A 19,518-nucleotide genomic window follows, 5' to 3' on the forward strand; every position below is an offset into this window, starting at 1 on the left:
CTCCGCCCCGTAGAAAACACCAACCGTGTTACGGACGGGCTACGAAGGGTTTTCGGACCGGACGCAGAGTACCGCGCACCCAGCGGAACGTGACGTGAACCACTGACACATTGGCCAAAACCGCCCCCCAGGACTCACGCCGCGGCCGGGGCCAGAGGCTCGCACCGCCCGACCAGTTCGTCCATGGACAGCCCGAGGACCCGCGCCAGCGCCGCGACCGTGAAGAACGCCGGGGTCGGCGCACGGCCGGTCTCGATTTTACGGAGCGTCTCGGGGGAGATACCGGCGCGGGCCGCGATCTCCCCCATGCTGCGGCCACCACGCGCCTCACGCAGCAACCGGCCGAGCCGCTCGCCGCGTTCACGCTCTTCGGGGGTGAGAGGAGTGCGTACCATGTCACCATTCTAATACCGGTATAGTAATTGGCATGGTGGAACTCAAGACGGACCCAGAGATCGATGCCATGTACGAGGCCGGCCAGGTGGTCGGCAGCGGCCTCACGGCCGTCCGGGAAGCCGCCGCCGTGGGCGTTTCCCTGCGGGAGCTGGACGAGGTGGCGCACGAGGTGCTGCGCGCGGCCGGGGCGACCTCCCCCTTCCTCGGTTACCGCCCCGCCTTCGCGCCCACGCCGTTCCCGGCGGTGCTCTGTCTCTCGGTGAACGACGCGATCGTGCATGGCATCCCGGACGACTACCGGCTGCGCGACGGCGACCTCGTCTCCGCCGACTTCGGCGCCGAACTGGACGGCTGGGCGGGCGACTCGGCGATCAGCTTCATCGTTGGCGAACCGCGCCCGGCCGACGTACGGCTCATCGAGACCGCCGAGCGGGCCCTCGCGGCGGGCATCGCGGCGGCGGTCGTCGGCAACCGCGTCGGCGACATCGCGCACGCGATCGGCGAGGTGTGCCGTACGGCGGGCTATGGCGTCCCGGAGGGCTTCGGCGGCCACGGCATCGGCCGCCGGATGCACGAGGACCCGCCGGTCCCCAACGAGGGCCGCCCGGGCCGGGGCATGCAACTTCGCAAGGGTCTGGTCCTGGCGATCGAGCCGATGCTGATCGGCAGCGGCAAGGACGGCTACCACGAGGCCCCGGACGGCTGGACCCTCCGCACGAACGACGGCTCCCGCGCGGCCCACGCGGAACACACGGTGGCGATCACGGAGTCGGGACCGCGGGTGCTCACGGCCCGGCAGGAGGCGCACACGAGCCGGGCGTAATCTACGGCCGCATGCGCATCAGGAACGGCACCTCCGCCGACGCGGAGAGCATCGCGGCCCTGCACACGGCCAGTTGGCGCAGCGCGTACCGCGCGCTGATGCCCGCCGCATATCTGGACGGCCCGCTGGCGGCGGAGCACCGCGCGAAGTGGCGGGCCCGCACGGCGGCACTGTCCGACGACCGGTGTCTGCTGCTCGCCGAGCAGGACGGCGAGCTGCGCGGCTTCGTCCATCTGGACACGGCAGCGGACGGCCGGGTCCACGTGGACAACCTGCACGCCCGGCCGGCCCACGTAGGCACCGGTGTCGGCCGCACCCTGCTGCACCACGGCCTCGCCTGGGCGGCCCGTCGGCACCTGGGCCGGGACGTCTACCTGGAGGTGCTGGACGGCAACGCCCGCGCGATCTCCTTCTACGAACGCGCGGGCGGCGTGCGTACCGCCGAGCGCCCGCTGCGGATGGCCGCGGGCTTCACCCTGGCGGAGATCGAGTACACCTGGCCCGCGGCGGCCGTCAGTCGCTACCTCGAGGGCGGGCGGCCGGCCTCGGACACCGTGCCGCCGCCCGCCGCCGGGTGAGTCAGGACGCCGGCCGCACCACCATGGCCGACCCGCCACCCCGTCGTACCGTCTCCGCCGCCGCCAGCCACTTGCCGTTCGGCAGGCGCTGGACGCCGGTCGCCGCGCCGATCTCGGGGTTGAGCCGGAAGCCGTGGCCGATCGCCTCCAGCTTGGTCCTCAACTCGCTGTTCCACAGCCCTGGTTCGAGCTCGGTGGTCGTCTGGTTGCGCTGGCTCGCGCGCGGCGCCGCGATCGCGTCGACCAACGGCAGCCCCCGGTCGAGGAAGCCCGTCAGGGTCTGCAGGACGGTAGTGATGATGGTCGCGCCGCCGGGCGAGCCAAGAGCGACCACCGGCTTGCCGTGGGCGTCCAGGACGATCGTCGGGGACATCGACGAGCGCGGTCGCTTGCCCGGGCCCGGCAGGTTCGGGTCGTGGACGGCCGGGCTGGCCGGGGCGAAGGAGAAGTCCGTCAGCTCGTTGTTCAGCAGGAAACCGCGGCCCGGGACCGTGATGCCACTGCCGCCGGTCTGCTCGATCGTCAGCGTGTAGGACACGACGTTGCCCCACTTGTCGGCCACCGTCAGATGCGTCGTGTTCTCGCCCTCGTACGTCGTCGGCGCCGCGATGCCGGTACTCGTGCAGGCCGCCGGGTGACGCGGGTCGCCGGGCGCGACCGGGCTCGTCAGCACCGCGTCGTCCTTGATGAGGCACTCCCGCGAGTCGGCGTACGACTGCGACAGCAGTTCCTTCGTCGGTACGTCCTCGAAGGCCGGGTCGCCCACCCAGCGCCCCCGGTCCGCGAAGGAGATCCTGCTCGCCTCGATGTAGCGGTGCAGGAACTGGACGTCGCTCGCCTTCGAAAGGTCCGTCCGCTCAAGGATGTTGAGGGCCTCACCGACCGTCGTACCGCCCGACGAAGAGGGCGCCATGGAGTAGACACCCAGGCCGCGGTACGACGCCTTCGAGGGCGCCTGCCGCTTCGCCCTGTACGCCGCGAGGTCCTTCAGCGACAGCTCGCCGGGACGCGCGTTGTAGCCCGAACCCGGGTCCACCGGCGGCTTGTTGACCGTGTCGACGATCTCCTTCGCCAGCTTCCCCCGGTACAGGAAGCCGACGCTCTTGCGGGCCAACTCCGCGTACGTGCGCGCCAGATCGGGGTTCTTGAAGGTAGACCCGACCACCGGCAGCGCGCCGCCGGGCAGGAACAGCTTCGCCGTGTCCGGGAAGTTCCTGAACCGTGCCTCGTTCGACGCGGTCTGCGAGCGGAACGTGTCGTCCACCGTGAAGCCGTCGCGCGCGAGCCGCTCCGCCGGCTTCAGCAGCGTCCCGAGTCCCTTGGTGCCCCAACTGTCCAGCGCCGCCTGCCAGGTCGCGGGGGTGCCCGGCGTACCGACGCCGAGCCCGCTGGTGACTGCGTCGGCGAAGGCGATCGGCTGCCCGTTCTCCAGGAACAGGCCCGAGTCGGCGGTCAGGGGTGCCGTCTCACGGCCGTCGATCGTGCGTACCGTACGGGACTTGGCGTCGTAGTAGACGAAGTAGCCGCCCCCGCCGATGCCGTTGGAGTAGGGCTCCGTGACCCCGAGCGCGGCGGCCGTGGCGACGGCGGCGTCCACCGCGTTGCCGCCCTTGCGCAGGATCTCGATCCCGGCGGCGGAGGCGTCCGCGTCCACGCTCGCCACGGCACCGCCGTACCCGACGGCGACCGGGACCTTCCGCGGAACCGGGCCCGCCGGCGTGGCGCCGGAAGGTGGCGCTGCCGCCCCCACCGAGACCACTGTTGCCGAAACCGCCAGGACCGCCAGACTCCGCGCGACAGGGCGACGCATCAATACCTCCAGTCAACAGCCGTCCGCGCAGCGTAACCGCATCCCCGCGGTCCCGTAAGGGCCTCTCGAACACCGTTGCGGTTGACCGCTACCATGCGCGCCCATGACTGACGATGTGCGCAATATCGTCCTCGGTATGGTCGCGGCCGGTATCAGCGCAGCCCTCGGCTGGCTGGCCCGCACCTATCTGTGGAAGCGCAAACTCCGCCGTAAGCAGGCCTTCTTCGGGCTCCCGGACAACTCCGAGTCGCTGCTCGTGGTGAACCGCGAGGCCGGTGGCCCCGAGTTGACCGTGATGCGGCACGACGTGTTCGCGCTGCTGGAACTCGCCGCCCTCATCAAGGACTGCAACGCCCACGCCCAGGTCGTCGCCCACGACGCCGCGCAGCAGGGGTTCGGCGAGCGGACCGAGTTCTGTGTGGGTGGCCCGGCCTCCAACCGCCGCATGCTGGCGCATCTGCACTCCCTGCTCCCCGGCGTCCGCGTCAACGTCGACGCCGAGCCCGGCCCGGACCGCGGCGCCTTCCAGATCGGTACGGAGCGCTACCGGCTGGAGGGAGGCAGGAGCGAGTACGTGATCCTCGCACGGCTCACAGCCGGCCAGCGCGGCGAGGCCCGGCCGGTCTTCCTCTTCTGCGGCCAGCGCGCGATCACCAACCAGGCGGCGACCCGCTACCTCGCCCGCAACCACGAACGGCTGGCCCGCAAGCACGGCAACAACTCCTTCGCCCTGCTCCTGAAGGTCGTCAACTCGCAGGCGTACGGACCCGATGTCGTCGAGGTCGTCACGGACATCACCCGTGCCGCGCAGACGCCCATTCCGGTAGCGGCCGTCGCTCCACCCAACTCCCACCGCGCCTCCTAGCGGCGCGTGCGGGAGAACGGGAGAACGATCACGTGGCACACGACGGTCCGGTCACCGGAAACAAGGAGAGCGGCACCCGCGTCGCGTACCTCTGCGACGTGGGCCCGCTCGGCCTCGGCAGGCCGGCCGGCCAGGTCGACCCGTCTGCGTCGAGCACAACCCGACCGGCGCAGCTGACCTTCCGCCCGCCGGAGCACGACCCCTCACGGGTGTCGGACCCCTGCGCGAGCAGTGATCTCCGGCTGCCGCCGGGCGAGCGCATGCCCTTCTACCGCTGCCTGCCCGGCAGCAGCGTCCCTGATTCGGCCGGTGCGACGGCCTCGGCCTCGGTCCACATCCCGATGGGGATGAACGGCAAATCGTAGTCGAGGTTCGGCGCGGCCGATTTTCCGGCCCTGGCCGCTGCCGGGAGGTTGTCCGTCAGCAGGTTGACGACATCCTCAACTCCCTTTGCGGCCAGTGGTGTTGCTTCAGTGCCGCAGGATCTTGGAGAGGAAGTCCTTGGCCCGGTCGCTGCGCGGGTCTGTGAAGAACTCCTCGGGGCTGCGGTCCTCGACGATGCGGCCGTCGGCCATGAAGACGACCCTGTTGGCGGCCGAGCGGGCGAAGCCCATCTCGTGGGTGACGACGACCATCGTCATACCCTCGCGGGCCAGTTGCTGCATGACCTCCAGAACCTCGTTGATCATCTCCGGGTCGAGCGCCGACGTCGGCTCGTCGAAGAGCATCACCTTGGGGTCCATGGCCAGGGCGCGGGCGATGGCAACACGCTGCTGCTGGCCGCCGGAGAGCTGGGCCGGGTACTTCGGCGCCTGCGAGGCGAGTCCCACCCGGTCGAGGAGCTCGCGGGAGCGCCTGTCGGCCTCGTCCTTCTTGCGCCCGCGCACCTTGACCTGGCCCAGCGAGACGTTCTGGAGGACGGTCTTGTGGGCGAAGAGGTTGAACGACTGGAAGACCATCCCGACTTCGGCACGGAGCCGCGCGAGCGCCTTGCCCTCGTCGGGCAGCAGTTGACCGTCGAGCAGAATCGTCCCGGACTCGATCGGCTCCAGCCGGTTGATCGCCCTGCACAGAGTGGACTTGCCCGACCCGGACGGGCCGATGACAACGACCACCTCCCCCCTGCCCACGGTGAGGTCGATGTCCTGGAGGACATGCAGCTCACCGAAGTGCTTGTTGACTTCATGCAGCTCGATCAACGGATCGACAGCCATGCCCAGCCCTACTCACTTCAGCTGTGTCGTGGTTGCCGCAAACTATCCAGACAAGAGTGGAGTTAAAGCGCGACACGCACTTTTCGGTCATTAGCCGTATTTACGCCAGATGCGCGCGCCGTGATTACGACTCCGCGACCTCCGCGTACAGCTGCGACAGTTCGGGAACGCCGCTGGACGCCCACTCGTGTCCGGAGGCGACGACATCGACCTCACGGCCCGACGACAGCCGTACGACGGGATGGCCGTTCGGCCAGAAGTCCCAGGCGGCACCGGCAACCGTCCGCACGATGACCGTGCCGAGATAGAGGCCCGCATCGTTGCCGAGCCAGGTCAGCGACTCCTCGTCGTCCCGCCAGCCCGGCACCAGCTGGTCAAGAGCCTCCAATGAGGCTGCGGAGTCGTCGAGTTCGACGCCCTCCCGGTACGCCTGGGAGCGGAGCAGCTCGCACTCGGAGAGAAGCCCGGCGACCCCCTCGGGGTCGTGCTCCCCCTCGGAGTACACCGCCACACCTCGGGCGGGTCCATGTCTCTTGCGCCAGCTGCCCAGGAAAGGGATGTTCATACGTCCAGCGTGTCATTCACACCGCCGACCGCACCACAGGGCGCGCGGGGCCGCCGGTTCCGGCCAACTTCCCCGTCCGCCCGCGTCCGGCGTCCCTGCCGCATTGACTGGCCCCTGGCGGCTCTTTAGCTTCACACTGCGTCGAACGGCGAGCCCAGCCGACCGGAGGGACGGACATGCGCCGAGGTGGCCGAGACAGATGGGGGCAGAGAGCACGGAGTCTCTGGGGACCGGGCGTCGTCCTCGCCCTGTGCGCGACGATGACACCCCTGCCGTCCACGGCCCACGCCGCCGAACCCCTCCCCCTCATCCGGTACTTCGACAACACCGCCGTCAGCGACGACGCCCTTCCCGACGCGGCCGACTTCGACGGCTCGGGCGCCTCCGTGTCGGCCCAGGACCTGACGGCCGCCGGCTGGACCAGGGGCCGCGCCCTCACCGTCCAGGGCGCCCGGCTGACCTGGCCCTGCCGGGAACCGGGCCGACCGGACAACGTCCGCGCCGCCGGCCAGGACGTGCGCGTCCACGGGGAGGGGGACGCCCTCGCGTTCCTCGTCGCCGGCACCGGTGGCGCCGACGTGAGCGGCGCGGGCACCGTCGCGTACACGGACGGCACGCGGTCCTCGTACCGGCTGACCGCCCCCGACTGGCGCGCCGGCCCGCTCGGCGCCAAGGCGGTCGCGCTGCCGCATGTGAACACGCCCACCGGCCAACTCGCCGAGAAGGCACGGCTGTACGTCGTCACGGTGCCGATCGCACGAGGGCACCAGGTCGACTTCGTCCAGCTGCCGTACGCGGCCGACCTGCATGTGTTCGCCCTCTCGGTACGCCCCGACACGGCCGGCTGGACCGGCAGTTGGGCGGCGCCGACCTCGACGTACGCGACCGTCGGCCCGTGGACCGACCGGACACTGCGGCTGGTGGTGCACACGTCGGCCGGCGGGCCACGGGTACGGGTCCGCTTCGACAACACCTTCGCGTCGGCGCCGGTACGGATCGGCGGCGCGACGGTGGCCGTGCAGGCGGCGGGCGCCACCGCGAGCGGTACGCCGGTACCGCTGACGTTCCAGGGCGCACGCGGGGCCGAACTCCCGGCAGGGGCACAGGCGTTCAGTGATCCGCTGGACTTCGCGGTGCCCGCGGACGCCAATCTGCTGGTGAGTTTCCATCTGCCGGGCACGGTGACGGCGGCGCCGCTGCACCGGCTCGCCCAGCAGCGCTCGTACGTCAGCGAACCGGGCGACCACACGGCGGACGGCTCCCCGGCGCCGTACACCTCGACGCTGACGACGTGGCCGCTGCTGACCGGCGTGGACGTCGGTGACGGACCCGGGTCGGTCGTGGTGCTCGGCGACTCGATCACCGACGGCGAGCGCTCGACCCAGGACGCGAACCGGCGCTGGCCCGATGTCCTCGCCGACCGGCTGCTGGCGCAGAGCGCGGTCCCCCGCTACGGCGTCCTCAACCAGGGCATCTCCGCGAACCGTGTCCTCACCGACCGCTACCCGGGCGACGGCGTCTCGACCGACTCCGGCGGGGTGAGCGCCCTGCACCGCGTGGACCGGGACGTCCTGGCCCAGACGTCGGCGCGTACGGCGATCGTCTTCCAGGGTGTGAACGACCTGCGGACGGGTGCGTCGGCGGCGGATGTCATCGCCGGTCTGGAGGAGCTGGCGGAACGGGTGCGTGCGCGGGGGATGCGGGTGCTGGTCGCGACGATCGGGCCGTGCGCGGGTGAGGCGCGGTGCACCTCTGTCGTCGACGGTCAGCGGGTTGCCGTCAACACCTGGATCCGCGAGGAGGCGGTGTCCGACGGTGGTTTCGAGGGTGCCGTGGACTTCGACGCGGTGTTGCGGGATCCGGCACAGCCGACGCGGTTGCGTCCCGCGTATGACAGTGGAGACCATCTGCATCCCGGTGATGCGGGGTTGGCTGCGCTGGCGGGGGCGGTGCAACTGGGGGCGCTGGTTCCGTAGGCACCGTGGGTGTGGTGGCCGTCCCTGGGGGCTCCGCCCCCAGACCCCCGTTCGGCCTGAACGGCCTCGTCCTCAATCGCCGGACGGGCTAGGGGTGCGCGTCCGGCGCTGAAACAACCCCCTACACCTCCAGGTCCACCACCACGGGGGCGTGGTCCGACGCCCCCTTGCCCTTCCGCTCCTCGCGGTCCACGTACGCGTCCTTCACCGCCTGGGCGAACGGCTCGTTGCCGTAGACCAGGTCGATGCGCATGCCCCGGTTCTTGGGGAAGCCGAGCTGGCGGTAGTCCCAGTACGTGTACGCGTGGTCGTACTTCAGGGGGCGGGGGATCACGTCCGTCAGGCCCGTCTCGCGCAGGGCGGCCAGGGCGGCGCGCTCGGCCGGGGTGACGTGGGTGAGGCCCTCGAAGGCGGCCAGGTCGTAGACGTCGTCGTCAGCCGGGGCCACGTTGTAGTCGCCCAGGACGGCGAACGGGCGGCTGCCTGCCGCGTCGGCCGCGACCGCCGCCTTCAGCGCCTCGAACCAGCCGAGCTTGTAGGCGTAGTGGGGGTGGTCCACCTCGCGGCCGTTCGGCACGTACACCGACCACACGCGGACCGGGCCGCAGGTCGCGGAGACGGCTCGGGGCTCCTCGACGCCCTCGTAGCCGGGGTCGCCGGGCAGGCCCCGCACCACGTCCTCCAGGCCGACGCGGGAGATCACCGCGACGCCGTTCCACCTGCCCGTCGCGTTGACCGCCACCTCGTAGCCCAGCTCGCGCAGCTGGTCGGACGGGAACTGTTCGGCGGCGACCTTGGCCTCCTGGAGGCACAGCACATCCGTGCCGGTGCTCTCCAGCCAGGCCAGCAGCCTCGGCAGGCGGGCGGTGATCGAGTTCACGTTCCAGGTCGCGATGCGCATGCCTCACAACCTACCCGCCGGGTCTGACAACGCCCTTCAGACCTCCTCAGACCTCCGCCGACGTCCCCGGCGTCAGCCGCGCGTGCTCGGCACCGCCCCGGGCGCCGACCAGCCGGCCGTAGATCGGGAGGGCGAGGTCCGTGAGGAGGGCGTCGTGGATGTCGTACGCGCGCCGAGGCTTGACCTCGCGGACGTAGTCGACGACCTCTGAGAGCTTGCTCCACGGGGCCATGACCGGGAGCAGCAGCGTGTCGACCGGGTGGTCGGGGACGGTGAGGGCGTCTCCCGGGTGGAAGACGGCGCCGTCGACGAGGTAGCCGACGTTCGTGATGCGCGGGATGTCCGGGTGGATCACGGCGTGCAGTTCGCCGTGGACCTGCACGTCGAAGCCCGCGGCGGTGAACGTGTCGCCGTGGCCGACGGTGTGGACGCGGCCGGGGAAGGCGGCGGAGAGCTGCTCCGCGACCGCGGCGAGGGTCCAGAGCTCGGCGGCCGGGTTGGCGTCCAGGGCGGCGCGCAGGCGTCCCTCGTCGTAGTGGTCCGCGTGCTCGTGCGTGACCAGGATCGCGTCGGCGCCGGCGGCCGCGTCCTCCTCGCTGAATCCGCCGGGGTCGAGGACGAGCGTCTGCCCGTTCTTCTCCAGGCGGACGCAGGCGTGCGACTTCTTCGTGAGCTTCATGGGTCCATCCTGCCGCGCGGGCCCGGGCTGTGAGCGGCTGGGGCCGGTGCTCTCACCACCCGGCTCGGGGGTCGCCCCGCGAGCGTCATCCCTCGGGCGTCGTCTCCTCGCGGATGACCTGCTGGGCCACCTTGAACGCGCTGTTCGCGGCCGGTACCCCGCAGTAGACGGCGGCCTGGAGCAGCACTTCCCTGATCTCGACCGGGGTGAGTCCGTTACGGAGGGCGGCGCGGGTGTGGAAGGCGAGTTCGTCGAGGTGGCCGCCCGCGACGAGGGCGGTGAGGGTGACACAGCTGCGGGAGCGCCGGTCGAGGCCGGGCCGGTTCCAGATCTCGCCCCACGCGTACCGGGTGATGAAGTCCTGGAAGTCCCCGGAGAACTCGTCCGCCTGCGTGAGCGCCCGGTCGACATGCGCGTCGCCGAGCACCTCACGCCGGACCTTCAGCCCGGCGTCGTACTGGTCCGGGCGGCTCTGCGCCTCGGGCTGCGGGGCGGGCGGCGCGATCTCCGCGATGGGGGTGATCGGCTGGAGTGCGGCCGGAACCGGCTTGAACGGGGGCGCCGAGACGGCCGCCGGGCCGGTTCCGGTGTCGTACACGGGCTGCCACGCCGTCGAGAAGTGACGTACGAGGAGGTCGGTGACGGCCGCGGGCTGCTCGACCGGCACCAGGTGGGAGGCGCCGGGCACCACGGCGAGGCGGGCGTCCGGGATGCCCGCGACCAGGGTGCGGGCCTCGGCGGGGCCGGTGACCTGGTCGTCGGACCCGACGAGGACGAGGGTCGGCACACCGACACGGGCCAGTTCGCCCCGTACGTCGAAGGAGGCGAGCGATTCGCAGGCCGCGATGTAGCAGCCGGGGTCGGTGGTGCGGACCATCTGTACGGCCCACTCGGTGATCGCGGGCTGCGCGGCGGCGAAGCCGCTGGTGAACCAGCGCTCGGGTGACGTACGCGCGATGGGGCCGAGCCCGTTCGTCCGGACGATCACCCCGCGCTGGCGGAACTCGTCGGCCGTCCCGAAACGCGGCGAGGCGGCGATCAGCGCGAGCGAGGCCAGCCGCTCCGGGTGGCGCAACGCCAGTTCGGCGCCGATCGCACCGCCGAGCGCGCAGCCCGCGTAGCCGAAGCGCTGCACGCCGACCGTGTCGAGCGTGGCGAGCAGACGGGTGGCCAGGCCGGCGACCGACCCGGCGGGATGCGCGGGTGCACCGCCGTGCCCGGGCAGATCGAACCGGAAGACCCGCCACTGCTTCACCAGCTCGGGCACCTGCCGGTCCCACATGTGCCATGTAGTACCCAGGGAGGGACCCAAGATCAGGACCGGAGCCTCTTCTGGCCCGTCAAAGCGGTATTGCAGGGTGTTCGGTGGTGTCTCGCTCACCCGTCAAACCCTCTCATCTCTCACGGACGCCCCTATGACTGGGGGGCGATCGATACCGTCCTGACCAGGTTGAAGACCTCTCGGGCGGCATACCGCTTGAGGCATCGGATGATCTCACGGCGGGTCTTGCCCTCCTGGGTGCGGCGTTCGTAGTACGCCTGGGTGCGCGGGTCGTGGCGCAGCCGGGTGAACACGATGCGGTGCAGGGCGGCGTTCGCCTGTCGGTCGCCGCCGTGGTTGAGCCGGCGCGTGCTCCGCCGGCCCGAGGAGTACTCGACGGGGCTGACTCCGCAAAGGGCGGCAAAGGATGCCTCGGTGTTCAGCCGCTCGGGGTTGTCTCCCATGGTGATCAGGAGAGTGACGGCACTGTCCGGGCCGATGCCCACCGGTACGAGCAGCTGCGGGGCGTGGCGTTCGACGAGCCGGGTCAGGCGCCGGTTCAGCTCATCGATCTGCCCGGTGAGCTGCTCGATGCGCTCGGCGAGCATGCTCAGGGTCATGTGGGTGGCCTGGGCCACCGCGTCCTCGTCGCCCCCGCCGTCGCGCAGGCCGAGGCTCGCGCACGTGCGGAACAACTCGGCATTGCCCAGGCTCGACAACCGCTCCCGCAAGGCAGGGTCAGCTATGACCAGGACGGCCTTGAGCTGGTTGATCGCCTGGGTGCGGGCCTTGACCGCGGAGTCCTTGGCGAGTTTGAACATCCGGGCACTGTGCACCGGACCGTCGCCGGTTTTAGCCCGGGCCCGGGCGCGACCGCTGAGCACAGCTCGCGCGGCAGCCTGCGCATCGAGCGGGTCCGACTTCCCGAGCAGACGGCGGGCCGAGCGGTCGGGCCGGTTCACTTCGTACACCTGGACGTCCTGAGCCAGCAGATAGCGGGACAGGCCCGCACCGAAGGTACCGGTGCCCTCCACACCAGCCCGGCGCACCACCCCCAGCCTGCGGGCCCAGACGAGCAGCCGAACATAGCCGGTCGCCGTAGCCGGAAAGGACTCAGTACCCAGGACCTCCCCCAACGGGGAGACCACGGCCGCAACGTGAATCTCGCCGTGCGTGTCCACGCCCAGAACGACCTCGCGCCGAACGGGAGGATCCGTGCTGGAGGAAGTGCTGCGCTGTCTGGTCGTCATGATGGTTCGCCTCCCGCGTGGTGACGTACTGGGTGGCTGGCACCGGCCTGGACGGGCGGTCTGAACCGTGATGGCGCCTGAACTTCGGCAAGGCCCCTATTGGGACACGCCCTGTGGCTCGGTGACAGCAGACACCATCCCGCAACGACAGTCGACAAGCCTGTGACTGGACACTTCGGTCATAGATCTCATGAGTCAGACCCCGCCCGGGACAGCACCACGCAACAGTCCCACCAGCACCGGCACAAAGGCGACGTCCGATCACTCTCGGAAGACTTCGTCCGGACCGGAGACCAACTGCTGACTCCAGACGAGAGGATGGCCTCACCCTTCGTCTGCTCGTGACCGGCATTGACAGACACCCAAGTCACCCGCCGCACCAGCCGGATACGACCGGCACGCGCCCGTACGGTAGTTGGGCGTTGGCCCAGTCCCCGGCGACGGTCCGACGACCACGAACTCCCGTCCAGCGGGGGTCTCATGTCAGGAACCGTCATGGGCATCAAGGAGACAAATACAGCCTCGGAGCAGCGCCGGAATCACCCGATACCGGGGAGGCTGCCGCCCCCATGTCGGCACACGCGCAGTTACCTTGTCCGCGGCATCACCGTGATCGAGCTCCACGGAAGCATCGATGTCCTCGTGGTGCGAGCAGAACAGTGCGTGTACCGTCTGCGGTAGCTGTCATGGTTCCGAAGTACCGGTCGCCCGTGAGCACACCCTCACGGGCGATTTTGTTGTTCACCGTCTCTGAGGACCAGGGCGATCACCTCCGGTTCCCGCACGGTGCGGGACCGATTTCGAGTCCCCTTGGAGGACACATGGCCAGCGGCATCGTTAAGTGGTTCAACGCCGAAAAGGGTTTCGGCTTCATCGAGCAGGACGGTGGCGGCCCGGACGTCTTCGCCCACTACTCGAACATCGCCAGCTCCGGCTTCCGCGAGCTTCAGGAAGGCCAGAAGGTGAACTTCGACGTCACCCAAGGTCAGAAGGGCCCCCAGGCGGAGAACATCACCCCCGCCTGACGCTCGTCTGTTCAGCAGGCGCCGCCAGGTCACTGGCGCACGCCCTGTGAAAAGCCCGGCCGGGCCGTTACTACCGGCCGGGCTCTTCTATGGCGCGTATCTCCACGGACGGCGGGCCGTCCAGGTAGCGGTCATTTCAGGTCCCTGCGGGCGGACAGTTAACCTCCCTGTCCGGTATGACTTTCGTCCCCTGGATGGGGGCATGGGCCGTGGGTGAAGCCGTGCCGCGGAGGCCACGCATGCCTGACCGCTCCGCCTCCGGCGTCGTTGGCACCAAGGGGGCCGGCACCACGACCACCCTCACACCGCGAGCCGAGGGGCACACGGGCCGGGACACCCCCATCAGGGCCCACGATGAGGCGCCGTACCGGCAGGGCCCGCCCCATCCCCGGGCCGCTGTACCAGGCATCGGGCCCTGGGCCCTTGTCTTGTGACCGCGACCTTGATCGAGCCACCGCCAGCACCTCTACGCGGAAGCGGTGTGCAGGAACGGGAAGGCCGCCGCTCATCCCGGGCAGCCACACGATCCGGGAACAGCACACCCAGTATCCGAGACCGTTCCGATTCAGGATGCCGACTCAAAACCTCCATGACCGCCCTGTAGACGGCCGGACCCTCGATCACCGGGGAGTCCTCGCCAGCCCCTGGTAGTGGTCGGCAACCACCCGGGCCATGGCCCCGATCTTGTCCGCCTTCACCTCCTTGGCAGCGAAGAACACGTGCCCCCGCACCTCCGGGTGCTCCTTGGCGAGAGTCAGATGCCGGGAAAGCTCCGCCGGGTCCTGCCACTCCGCAGGCTGCGCCGGGTCACCCGCCTTGTAGAGGGCCTCCCCGATGTAGAGCCGTGTCCCAGACCCCTTCGCGACTTCCGCCCACCAGGGCAGAAGGACGGCATAGTTGGCAGGAACCTGCTGGTCAAGCGGGTGTGCCGACCAATACAGCTGCGGACAGAAGTTCTGACATCACGTCAACCTCCTTCGCAGCTACGACACTTCGACGATCAGCCCCGTAGGCGTTCGCCCATGCGGGCGCCATCTCCATGCCGGAACAAGCCCGCCCGGGCATACTTGCGCACCGCGCGGCGGTCCAGGCCGAGCTCCCGGGCCATGGCACCGTACCTGTGGCTGGATGCGGTCAGGGAGTGCAGGGCCTGGAACAGCCTCCTGGCGTGCCGTCCGGCCCGGATGTCCGCTGCGGTGTCCTCGGCGGTCTCGTCATCCGGCACCGGGTCTGCCTCTTCGGCCGGCGGAAGAGCCGCGGGCAGGCAGCCCCGATGGGCAGCCGCGACATCCTGGACACGACGCGACAGCCCCTGCCACATATGGAAGCGGTCGCTGACCTCGGCCTTGGTACTGGTGGGCTCGCGTATTCAAGTGTCGCCAGTTCTGGCGCTTGGGAGACGGGGCAGTGACTGTGCGCGTTCATGGAAGTCGACCGGGCCACGATGGGCCCCGAATGCCTCGCCGCCCAAGGTGACCTCGTACGAGCGCCTCTACCGCTACGTGCCCGCGGTCCCGGGGCGCTGCCCCCCCAGGGACTTACCGAACCACCGGAACGCGAAACCCCCGCTGATCATCGTCCCTCAAACAGAGCCGCACCCTTCGAAGTTGCCTCAACAGGTCGACTCATGCCGCAAATTGCTCGATATTAACCGATTTACCTGGTGATATTTCAGAGCGGATGAGGCGGGGCTACTGTCATATGCGAGCCACTGCTCCCACCGGGGTGCAGTACCGGGGGCGGGGGGGCTGCCGTGAGGGTGCTACTCACACGTGGGGTCGCAGTGACCGTACTGTGCGCGGTCATGGGCTGTGGAGGAAACGAGCCGTCGCCTCCCACGCCGGATCCTGATCCACCGACCACATCACTCAGCTCCCCGTCCGAGCCTCCTGCGCCCACGACGCCCACGCCGGGGCAGGTCCCGGAGGAACTCGTCGGAGAGTGGGACGGCGACGGTGTGGGCAGTGCGCGCGCGACAAAGATCGATTTCTTCGCCGACGGATACGTGGGCGATGCACTACAACAACGGTCAGGTGCTCCGTGGGCCGGCGGTAGTGGAGGGCTCCTCGATGACTCTTCACATTCCTGGCGGTCCTCTACAGGTCAGTGAGTGGTCGATTACGCCCTTCGACGGGGGCTACGGATACAAATTCGAGAACCTGCTGCTGGACGGCGTGAGCTACGTACGGCAAGTCAGCGGGGGATGACCGACCGGGCTTTCTCAGGCACTGCGGCGCGGGGGGCGGCTGATGATTCTCCATGCACTTTCACACGGAGCCCGTACGGCGTTAACGATTTTGCTGGCGGCGGTGGCCACAGCGGCATGCTCCCCGCCCTCGGACGGGCCCAGCCCCACGCCGACCCCGACGATCTCTACTTCCCCGGCGGCTCCCACTCAGGCCAGTGTGATGCCTGAGATCCTGGTCGGAGCCTGGGAGAGCGCGCAGCCGGGTTCGAACACCACGCTCGCGTACCGCTTTACTGGCGATGGCAGGTACGCGTACGCGGGCGTGCTGACCTACCCCCGGTCCGAGCAGAAGGACGACTTCTATCTACTGAAGACCACCGCCGTAGGGAAAGTTGACATTGACGGTCAGCAGCTGACCCTGCGTCCCTCGTCTGCTTCCACAACGAGGAAGGACCCCCGGTTTCCCGGGGATGATTACACCGACCGGCCGGAACCCTTGACCCCGAAGAACTTCACCTGGGCGGTGGCCGACGAGGTACTCACCCTGACCGGCGAGGACGACCTGCAGTTCGTGTTTCTGCGGGCCGCGTCGTGACCGCTCCGACCCCGCCGGCACCAGCGCCAGCACCGGGGCCCCGCCGGCGGTTCAGCGTTCGCATCCGCGTCCAGATCGGGCTGATCATCATCGTGTCGCTGGGGACACTGGTGTGCACCTGGCAGTTCAGCCAGGCAGGCGGCGCCTATCAGGACGCTGTCCGCGAGGACGTCAAACGGCAGGCAGCCGTGCAGGACGATGTCCGCCGAGTCTATGCCGACGAAGCCCCGCTGGCCTTGCCGCTGTCATCGCCGCGAGCGTGCTCAGGCCCGTCGCATGGCGACGGCCCCCACCGCCTGACATTCGCATTCTGCGAAACCCTGAGATCATCCCGCAGCCGGCAACCACCCCACCCGAGCAGCGCCGGGCCGCCTGGTTTCACCTGCTCGTCTTCAGCCTGCTCTTCTTCCTTCCACTGGGTCAGCTCGCCGCAACAGGCAGCGAACAGCGCGCCCAGGCCGAAGCGGCGCGCCGGGCGGTCCAGCTCGCCACCAGCATCGCCGCGAGCGGCGAACGCTCAGCATTCCTCACCAACAGCGTCCAGGCGGCCCACACTGCCGACATACAGGCAGCTGTGCGCACCACGATGGCGTTGGAGACCACAACCGCTCGGGACACACAGCCCGAGCTGGAGGTAGCCAACGCCGAAACAGCCGTCGCCGCCCAACTGCGGCGCATGGCCGAGCACATGGGCCGGATACCCAGCCACGCCGACGGCGGTATTGACCCGGCTACGATCACCGCGCTCGGCGCAGAACCAGAGCAATGGCCTGCCATGCGAGTCGAACAGAACCGCCAGGCAGACCTCGCCGAGCAAGCAGGCAACCGCGCACTGCTGCTCGCGGCCGCCACCGCGATCGGCGTAGTGGCTGAATACCTGATGGCAGCTGCGATCTCCGCCGGGCGCCGCCGCTGGCTGTACTGGCCCGCCGGCGCTGCCGCGGTCTCGGTCGTCCTTGCCGCTGCCGCCTTCATCTGATCCCTCCGGGCACCCGCCCGGAACGAGACCGGGCCATCGGGCGCAGCGCACCTTGATGCACGAGGACATCGCCGAGGTCGCTGCCTACCCGTCCCCGAAACGCCGGTGCCCCCAAGGGGCCCAGCATCCCCATAGGGACCCCAGCGTCGTGCTGTTACCCGCCAAGCACGCGTGGTGTGCCGCTTCCTAGACCGGCTCATCGCTCACTTCGGGGTCTCCTACTGGACCAACGGAACAGCCATTAGCGCTAAGCACTTGATCTTGGTCGTTTAGCACACATGATCGACTCGTCGGGGGTGTTCAGCGGAAGATCCACGTTCGCTCGCCTCGGCTGGTTACGTCCGCGATATGCCCGTGGAGTTGTTGACTGATGAGCAGGCCACCGCGTTTGGATCGTTCGCGGATGAGCCGACGAGACCTGAGCTGGAACGGTTCTTCTTCCTTGATGGCGAGGCCCGGAAGCTGATCGCGAAGCGGCGTGGTGGGGGCTTCCACTTGGCCCTTCTGGCTCGTCACTCGTGGGGCCAGTTCAGATCGTCGCGGTACAGGCTTCACCAATTGGGGCCCGCGGAAGCGCCTTGGTGGAGCCGGAAGAGCACGCCGCAGCCAAGCTCCGGGAGCCCCGGGATCGGGCGCCGGTGCGCACTGCGTGCCCCAGGCTGGACGAACTCCCTCTCACTCGATCGGGTGAAAGTCGCTGCCGCGGGGCTCGCGTTGCCCATACTCGGTAGGACGAACTGGTAACGAGGGGGCGGCTGTTGCGCTTGAAGATCTATGTTGCCGAGGGGGACATTGCCGATCATCGGTGGCGACCGGGCGACGAGGCGTACAACAGACTGTTCGCTGATGACGGGCCGTTCGCCGAGCCGGGTACGGAACGCTGGCGGGCCCTTGGCCGGCACGTTGACGGGATGATGATCGAAGTTTCCGTGCCGGAGTGCGCGACGGTCGGCGGGCTCATCCAGGCGGCCTTCGCCGAAGCACGTGCAACGAAGATCTCACGCTGGCCGACACAGCCGTTGGACATGTGGCTCGACGATGCCGTGACCAGCGAGAAGCTACCGGCCGACCAGCGCATCGCCGACCTCGGCCTGGCCGAGGACGACCCGCTGGTGCTGTGCATTGAGCATCCTCAAGAGGAGCAGTACAGGCTCGCCCCCATCAAGGACTCGGCCGCGCTGATCCGCAGGCTTGTACTCGCCGAGGGGGTTCTCCCGCCGGACGGTGGCCCGCGTCTGTGGGGCGTGTTGCTGTACACCGATGCCGACACGGAACTCGCGGCCTACGTCCGTACGCATTTCGACGATCTGAACGCCCTCTCCGGCCCGGCGACCCGGGTGTTCGTCGTCGAGCGGCCCACTGACTGGCGGACGGCCAAGAGGTACTGGCGGGGGCACCTGGAACCGGAGCTGTACCGGACGTTGGCCATGATGAGGTGGCTGAACTGGCGGCCCTACGACCGCCAAGGCGCCTACGAGATCGCCGACTTCATGGGGCTCGACCACACGCTCCTGCCGTGTCTGGTGTTCTTCCAGCCGACCGGAGGGTCACCGGCCGAGGCGGAGAAGGTCGTGTTCCGCATCGAGGACGTCTCGGTCGGCTCCTTCCGCTCCCTGTTCGGAGGTATCGCGACTGCACTCCGCGCCATGCGCGGCACCTCTGCTCCCAGCATCCAGGCGGAGATGCGCGCAGAGGAGACCGTGGCTCACGAGCGGTTTGAGGAATGGTTCGCCGAAATCCAGCGGCAAGATCCCGAGTGGTGGCGCAAGCCGCTGCCCACCAGGCCCAAGCCGTCGCCCCAGGACGTACTGGGTATCCTCGCCACCACGGGACGGGCCGCCGACGCCGAGGCGTTCGCGCGCGTACGCGCGGCGGCGGATGCCATCAAGGGCCGACTGAGCACCGTACAGTCGTCCCGCACGGATCACGCCCATACGTTCGTCAACTGCCGAGTCGTCGTCACGTCAGGAGCAGCGGTGTCGGAGAACTTCATCTTCCAGGGCGAGAAGACCACGTTCGTCAACCGCCCGAAGGACACGGTGATTCGCGACTTCCAGAACACGTACGGGCCGAGCGCGGGCGGTGATGATCTGACCCGGCTCCTCGAACTGGTTCTGTCCAGCAGGGCCCTGTCCGACGACCAGCGCGACGAGGCGGCCGGCACGATACACGACCTGGCTCGCCTGACCAGCGAACCCGAACCGGACGTGCCCGCCGTCCGCACCCGCATGGACCGCCTCCGCGAACTGCTGGCCGGCAGCGCGGACATCGCGCAACCCGCCCTGGCCATCATCGCGTCGGTGGCAGCGCTCTTCGGGGGCTGATCGGAGGTCACGCCTCCTCAAGCGGTGACCGCGCTTCACCTGGCGCCGTCTGCTGCCGCGACGCTAGTGTCCTGCGCCAGTAGTTGATC

18 protein-coding genes and 2 pseudogenes are annotated in these 19,518 nt (G+C 69.4%); 10 read left to right on the plus strand and 10 right to left on the minus strand.

Going from position 1 to position 19,518, the window contains the following annotated elements; translation table 11 throughout:
* Window positions 1-134: 134 nt before the first annotated feature.
* Window positions 135-395, minus strand: a complete 261-nt coding sequence (locus G3I56_RS33850) for a helix-turn-helix transcriptional regulator (protein ID WP_164415778.1) — start codon at window positions 393-395, stop codon at window positions 135-137.
* A 32-nt stretch (window positions 396-427) separates the two neighbouring features.
* Here G3I56_RS33850 and map point away from each other — a divergent pair, with 32 nt between their 5' ends.
* On the plus strand, window positions 428-1,219 hold the full coding sequence (gene map, locus G3I56_RS33855) for a type I methionyl aminopeptidase (protein WP_164415780.1): 792 nt from the start codon (window positions 428-430) through the stop codon (window positions 1,217-1,219).
* Window positions 1,220-1,230: 11 nt separating this feature from the next.
* Complete coding sequence (locus G3I56_RS33860; RefSeq protein WP_164415782.1) at window positions 1,231-1,797, plus strand: GNAT family N-acetyltransferase; 567 nt, start codon at window positions 1,231-1,233, stop codon at window positions 1,795-1,797.
* A 1-nt stretch (window position 1,798) separates the two neighbouring features.
* On the opposite strand, the gene ggt is transcribed toward G3I56_RS33860, so the two are convergent.
* Entirely contained in the window at window positions 1,799-3,607 is a 1,809-nt protein-coding gene (ggt, locus tag G3I56_RS33865; protein WP_164415784.1) for a gamma-glutamyltransferase, read from the minus strand.
* 103 nt (window positions 3,608-3,710) lie between these two features.
* Between ggt and G3I56_RS33870 the strand changes: the two genes are divergently transcribed.
* Together G3I56_RS33870 and G3I56_RS33875 are read left to right on the plus strand one after the other, a co-directional pair.
* Window positions 3,711-4,472 (plus strand): hypothetical protein, encoded by a 762-nt coding sequence (locus G3I56_RS33870; RefSeq protein ID WP_203691295.1) that lies wholly within the window; start codon window positions 3,711-3,713, stop codon window positions 4,470-4,472.
* 32 nt (window positions 4,473-4,504) lie between these two features.
* Window positions 4,505-4,837, plus strand: a complete 333-nt coding sequence (locus G3I56_RS33875; protein WP_164415787.1) for a hypothetical protein — start codon at window positions 4,505-4,507, stop codon at window positions 4,835-4,837.
* 105 nt (window positions 4,838-4,942) lie between these two features.
* Here the strand turns inward: G3I56_RS33875 and G3I56_RS33880 are convergent, their stop codons facing one another.
* The gene (locus G3I56_RS33880; protein ID WP_164415788.1) at window positions 4,943-5,686 is read right to left on the minus strand and encodes an amino acid ABC transporter ATP-binding protein; all 744 of its coding nucleotides are present in this window, start codon (window positions 5,684-5,686) and stop codon (window positions 4,943-4,945) included.
* Between the two features lie 124 nt (window positions 5,687-5,810).
* The gene (locus G3I56_RS33885; RefSeq protein ID WP_164415790.1) at window positions 5,811-6,251 is read right to left on the minus strand and encodes a DUF6278 family protein; all 441 of its coding nucleotides are present in this window, start codon (window positions 6,249-6,251) and stop codon (window positions 5,811-5,813) included.
* Window positions 6,252-6,511: 260 nt separating this feature from the next.
* Between G3I56_RS33885 and G3I56_RS33890 the strand changes: the two genes are divergently transcribed.
* The gene (locus G3I56_RS33890) at window positions 6,512-8,227 is read left to right on the plus strand and encodes an SGNH/GDSL hydrolase family protein (protein ID WP_239135265.1); all 1,716 of its coding nucleotides are present in this window, start codon (window positions 6,512-6,514) and stop codon (window positions 8,225-8,227) included.
* 121 nt (window positions 8,228-8,348) lie between these two features.
* Here G3I56_RS33890 and G3I56_RS33895 read toward each other — a convergent pair whose 3' ends face one another.
* The 4 genes from G3I56_RS33895 to G3I56_RS33910 form a co-directional block, all read right to left on the minus strand.
* Complete coding sequence (locus tag G3I56_RS33895; RefSeq protein ID WP_164415794.1) at window positions 8,349-9,128, minus strand: exodeoxyribonuclease III; 780 nt, start codon at window positions 9,126-9,128, stop codon at window positions 8,349-8,351.
* Window positions 9,129-9,174: 46 nt separating this feature from the next.
* Complete coding sequence (locus G3I56_RS33900) at window positions 9,175-9,807, minus strand: MBL fold metallo-hydrolase (RefSeq protein WP_164415797.1); 633 nt, start codon at window positions 9,805-9,807, stop codon at window positions 9,175-9,177.
* An 85-nt stretch (window positions 9,808-9,892) separates the two neighbouring features.
* Window positions 9,893-11,188 (minus strand): 4-carboxymuconolactone decarboxylase, encoded by a 1,296-nt coding sequence (gene pcaC, locus G3I56_RS33905; RefSeq protein WP_164415799.1) that lies wholly within the window; start codon window positions 11,186-11,188, stop codon window positions 9,893-9,895.
* A 32-nt stretch (window positions 11,189-11,220) separates the two neighbouring features.
* Window positions 11,221-12,318: an IS110 family transposase gene (locus G3I56_RS33910; protein ID WP_203691296.1), complete on the minus strand. Its 1,098-nt coding sequence runs from the start codon at window positions 12,316-12,318 to the stop codon at window positions 11,221-11,223.
* Window positions 12,319-13,139: 821 nt separating this feature from the next.
* Between G3I56_RS33910 and G3I56_RS33915 the strand changes: the two genes are divergently transcribed.
* Window positions 13,140-13,343, plus strand: coding sequence for a cold-shock protein (locus G3I56_RS33915; RefSeq protein WP_164319327.1), 204 nt, complete (start codon window positions 13,140-13,142; stop codon window positions 13,341-13,343).
* A 620-nt stretch (window positions 13,344-13,963) separates the two neighbouring features.
* On the opposite strand, the pseudogene G3I56_RS33920 reads toward G3I56_RS33915, so the two are convergent.
* Window positions 13,964-14,245 (minus strand): annotated as a pseudogene (locus G3I56_RS33920) (hypothetical protein); the annotation flags it as partial.
* A gap of 98 nt (window positions 14,246-14,343) precedes the next feature.
* Window positions 14,344-14,568, minus strand: a complete 225-nt coding sequence (locus tag G3I56_RS33925) for a hypothetical protein (protein ID WP_164415801.1) — start codon at window positions 14,566-14,568, stop codon at window positions 14,344-14,346.
* Between the two features lie 1,183 nt (window positions 14,569-15,751).
* Here G3I56_RS33925 and G3I56_RS33930 point away from each other — a divergent pair.
* From G3I56_RS33930 to G3I56_RS44285, 4 genes and pseudogenes are all read left to right on the plus strand, one after another.
* A complete protein-coding gene (locus tag G3I56_RS33930; RefSeq protein ID WP_164415803.1) occupies window positions 15,752-16,126 on the plus strand; it encodes a hypothetical protein in 375 nt (124 codons plus the stop codon).
* A 259-nt stretch (window positions 16,127-16,385) separates the two neighbouring features.
* The gene (locus tag G3I56_RS33935) at window positions 16,386-17,105 is read left to right on the plus strand and encodes a hypothetical protein (RefSeq protein ID WP_164415805.1); all 720 of its coding nucleotides are present in this window, start codon (window positions 16,386-16,388) and stop codon (window positions 17,103-17,105) included.
* Window positions 17,106-17,453: 348 nt separating this feature from the next.
* Window positions 17,454-17,588 (plus strand): annotated as a pseudogene (locus tag G3I56_RS45140) (DUF4158 domain-containing protein); the annotation flags it as partial.
* Window positions 17,589-18,016: 428 nt separating this feature from the next.
* Window positions 18,017-19,429 carry a hypothetical protein gene (locus G3I56_RS44285; protein ID WP_239135268.1) on the plus strand — a complete coding sequence of 471 codons (1,413 nt, stop codon included), beginning with the start codon at window positions 18,017-18,019 and terminating at the stop codon, window positions 19,427-19,429.
* Window positions 19,430-19,518: the final 89 nt, after the last annotated feature.

Source organism: Streptomyces sp. SID12488 (genome assembly GCF_010548275.1).
Classification (GTDB): domain Bacteria; phylum Actinomycetota; class Actinomycetes; order Streptomycetales; family Streptomycetaceae; genus Streptomyces.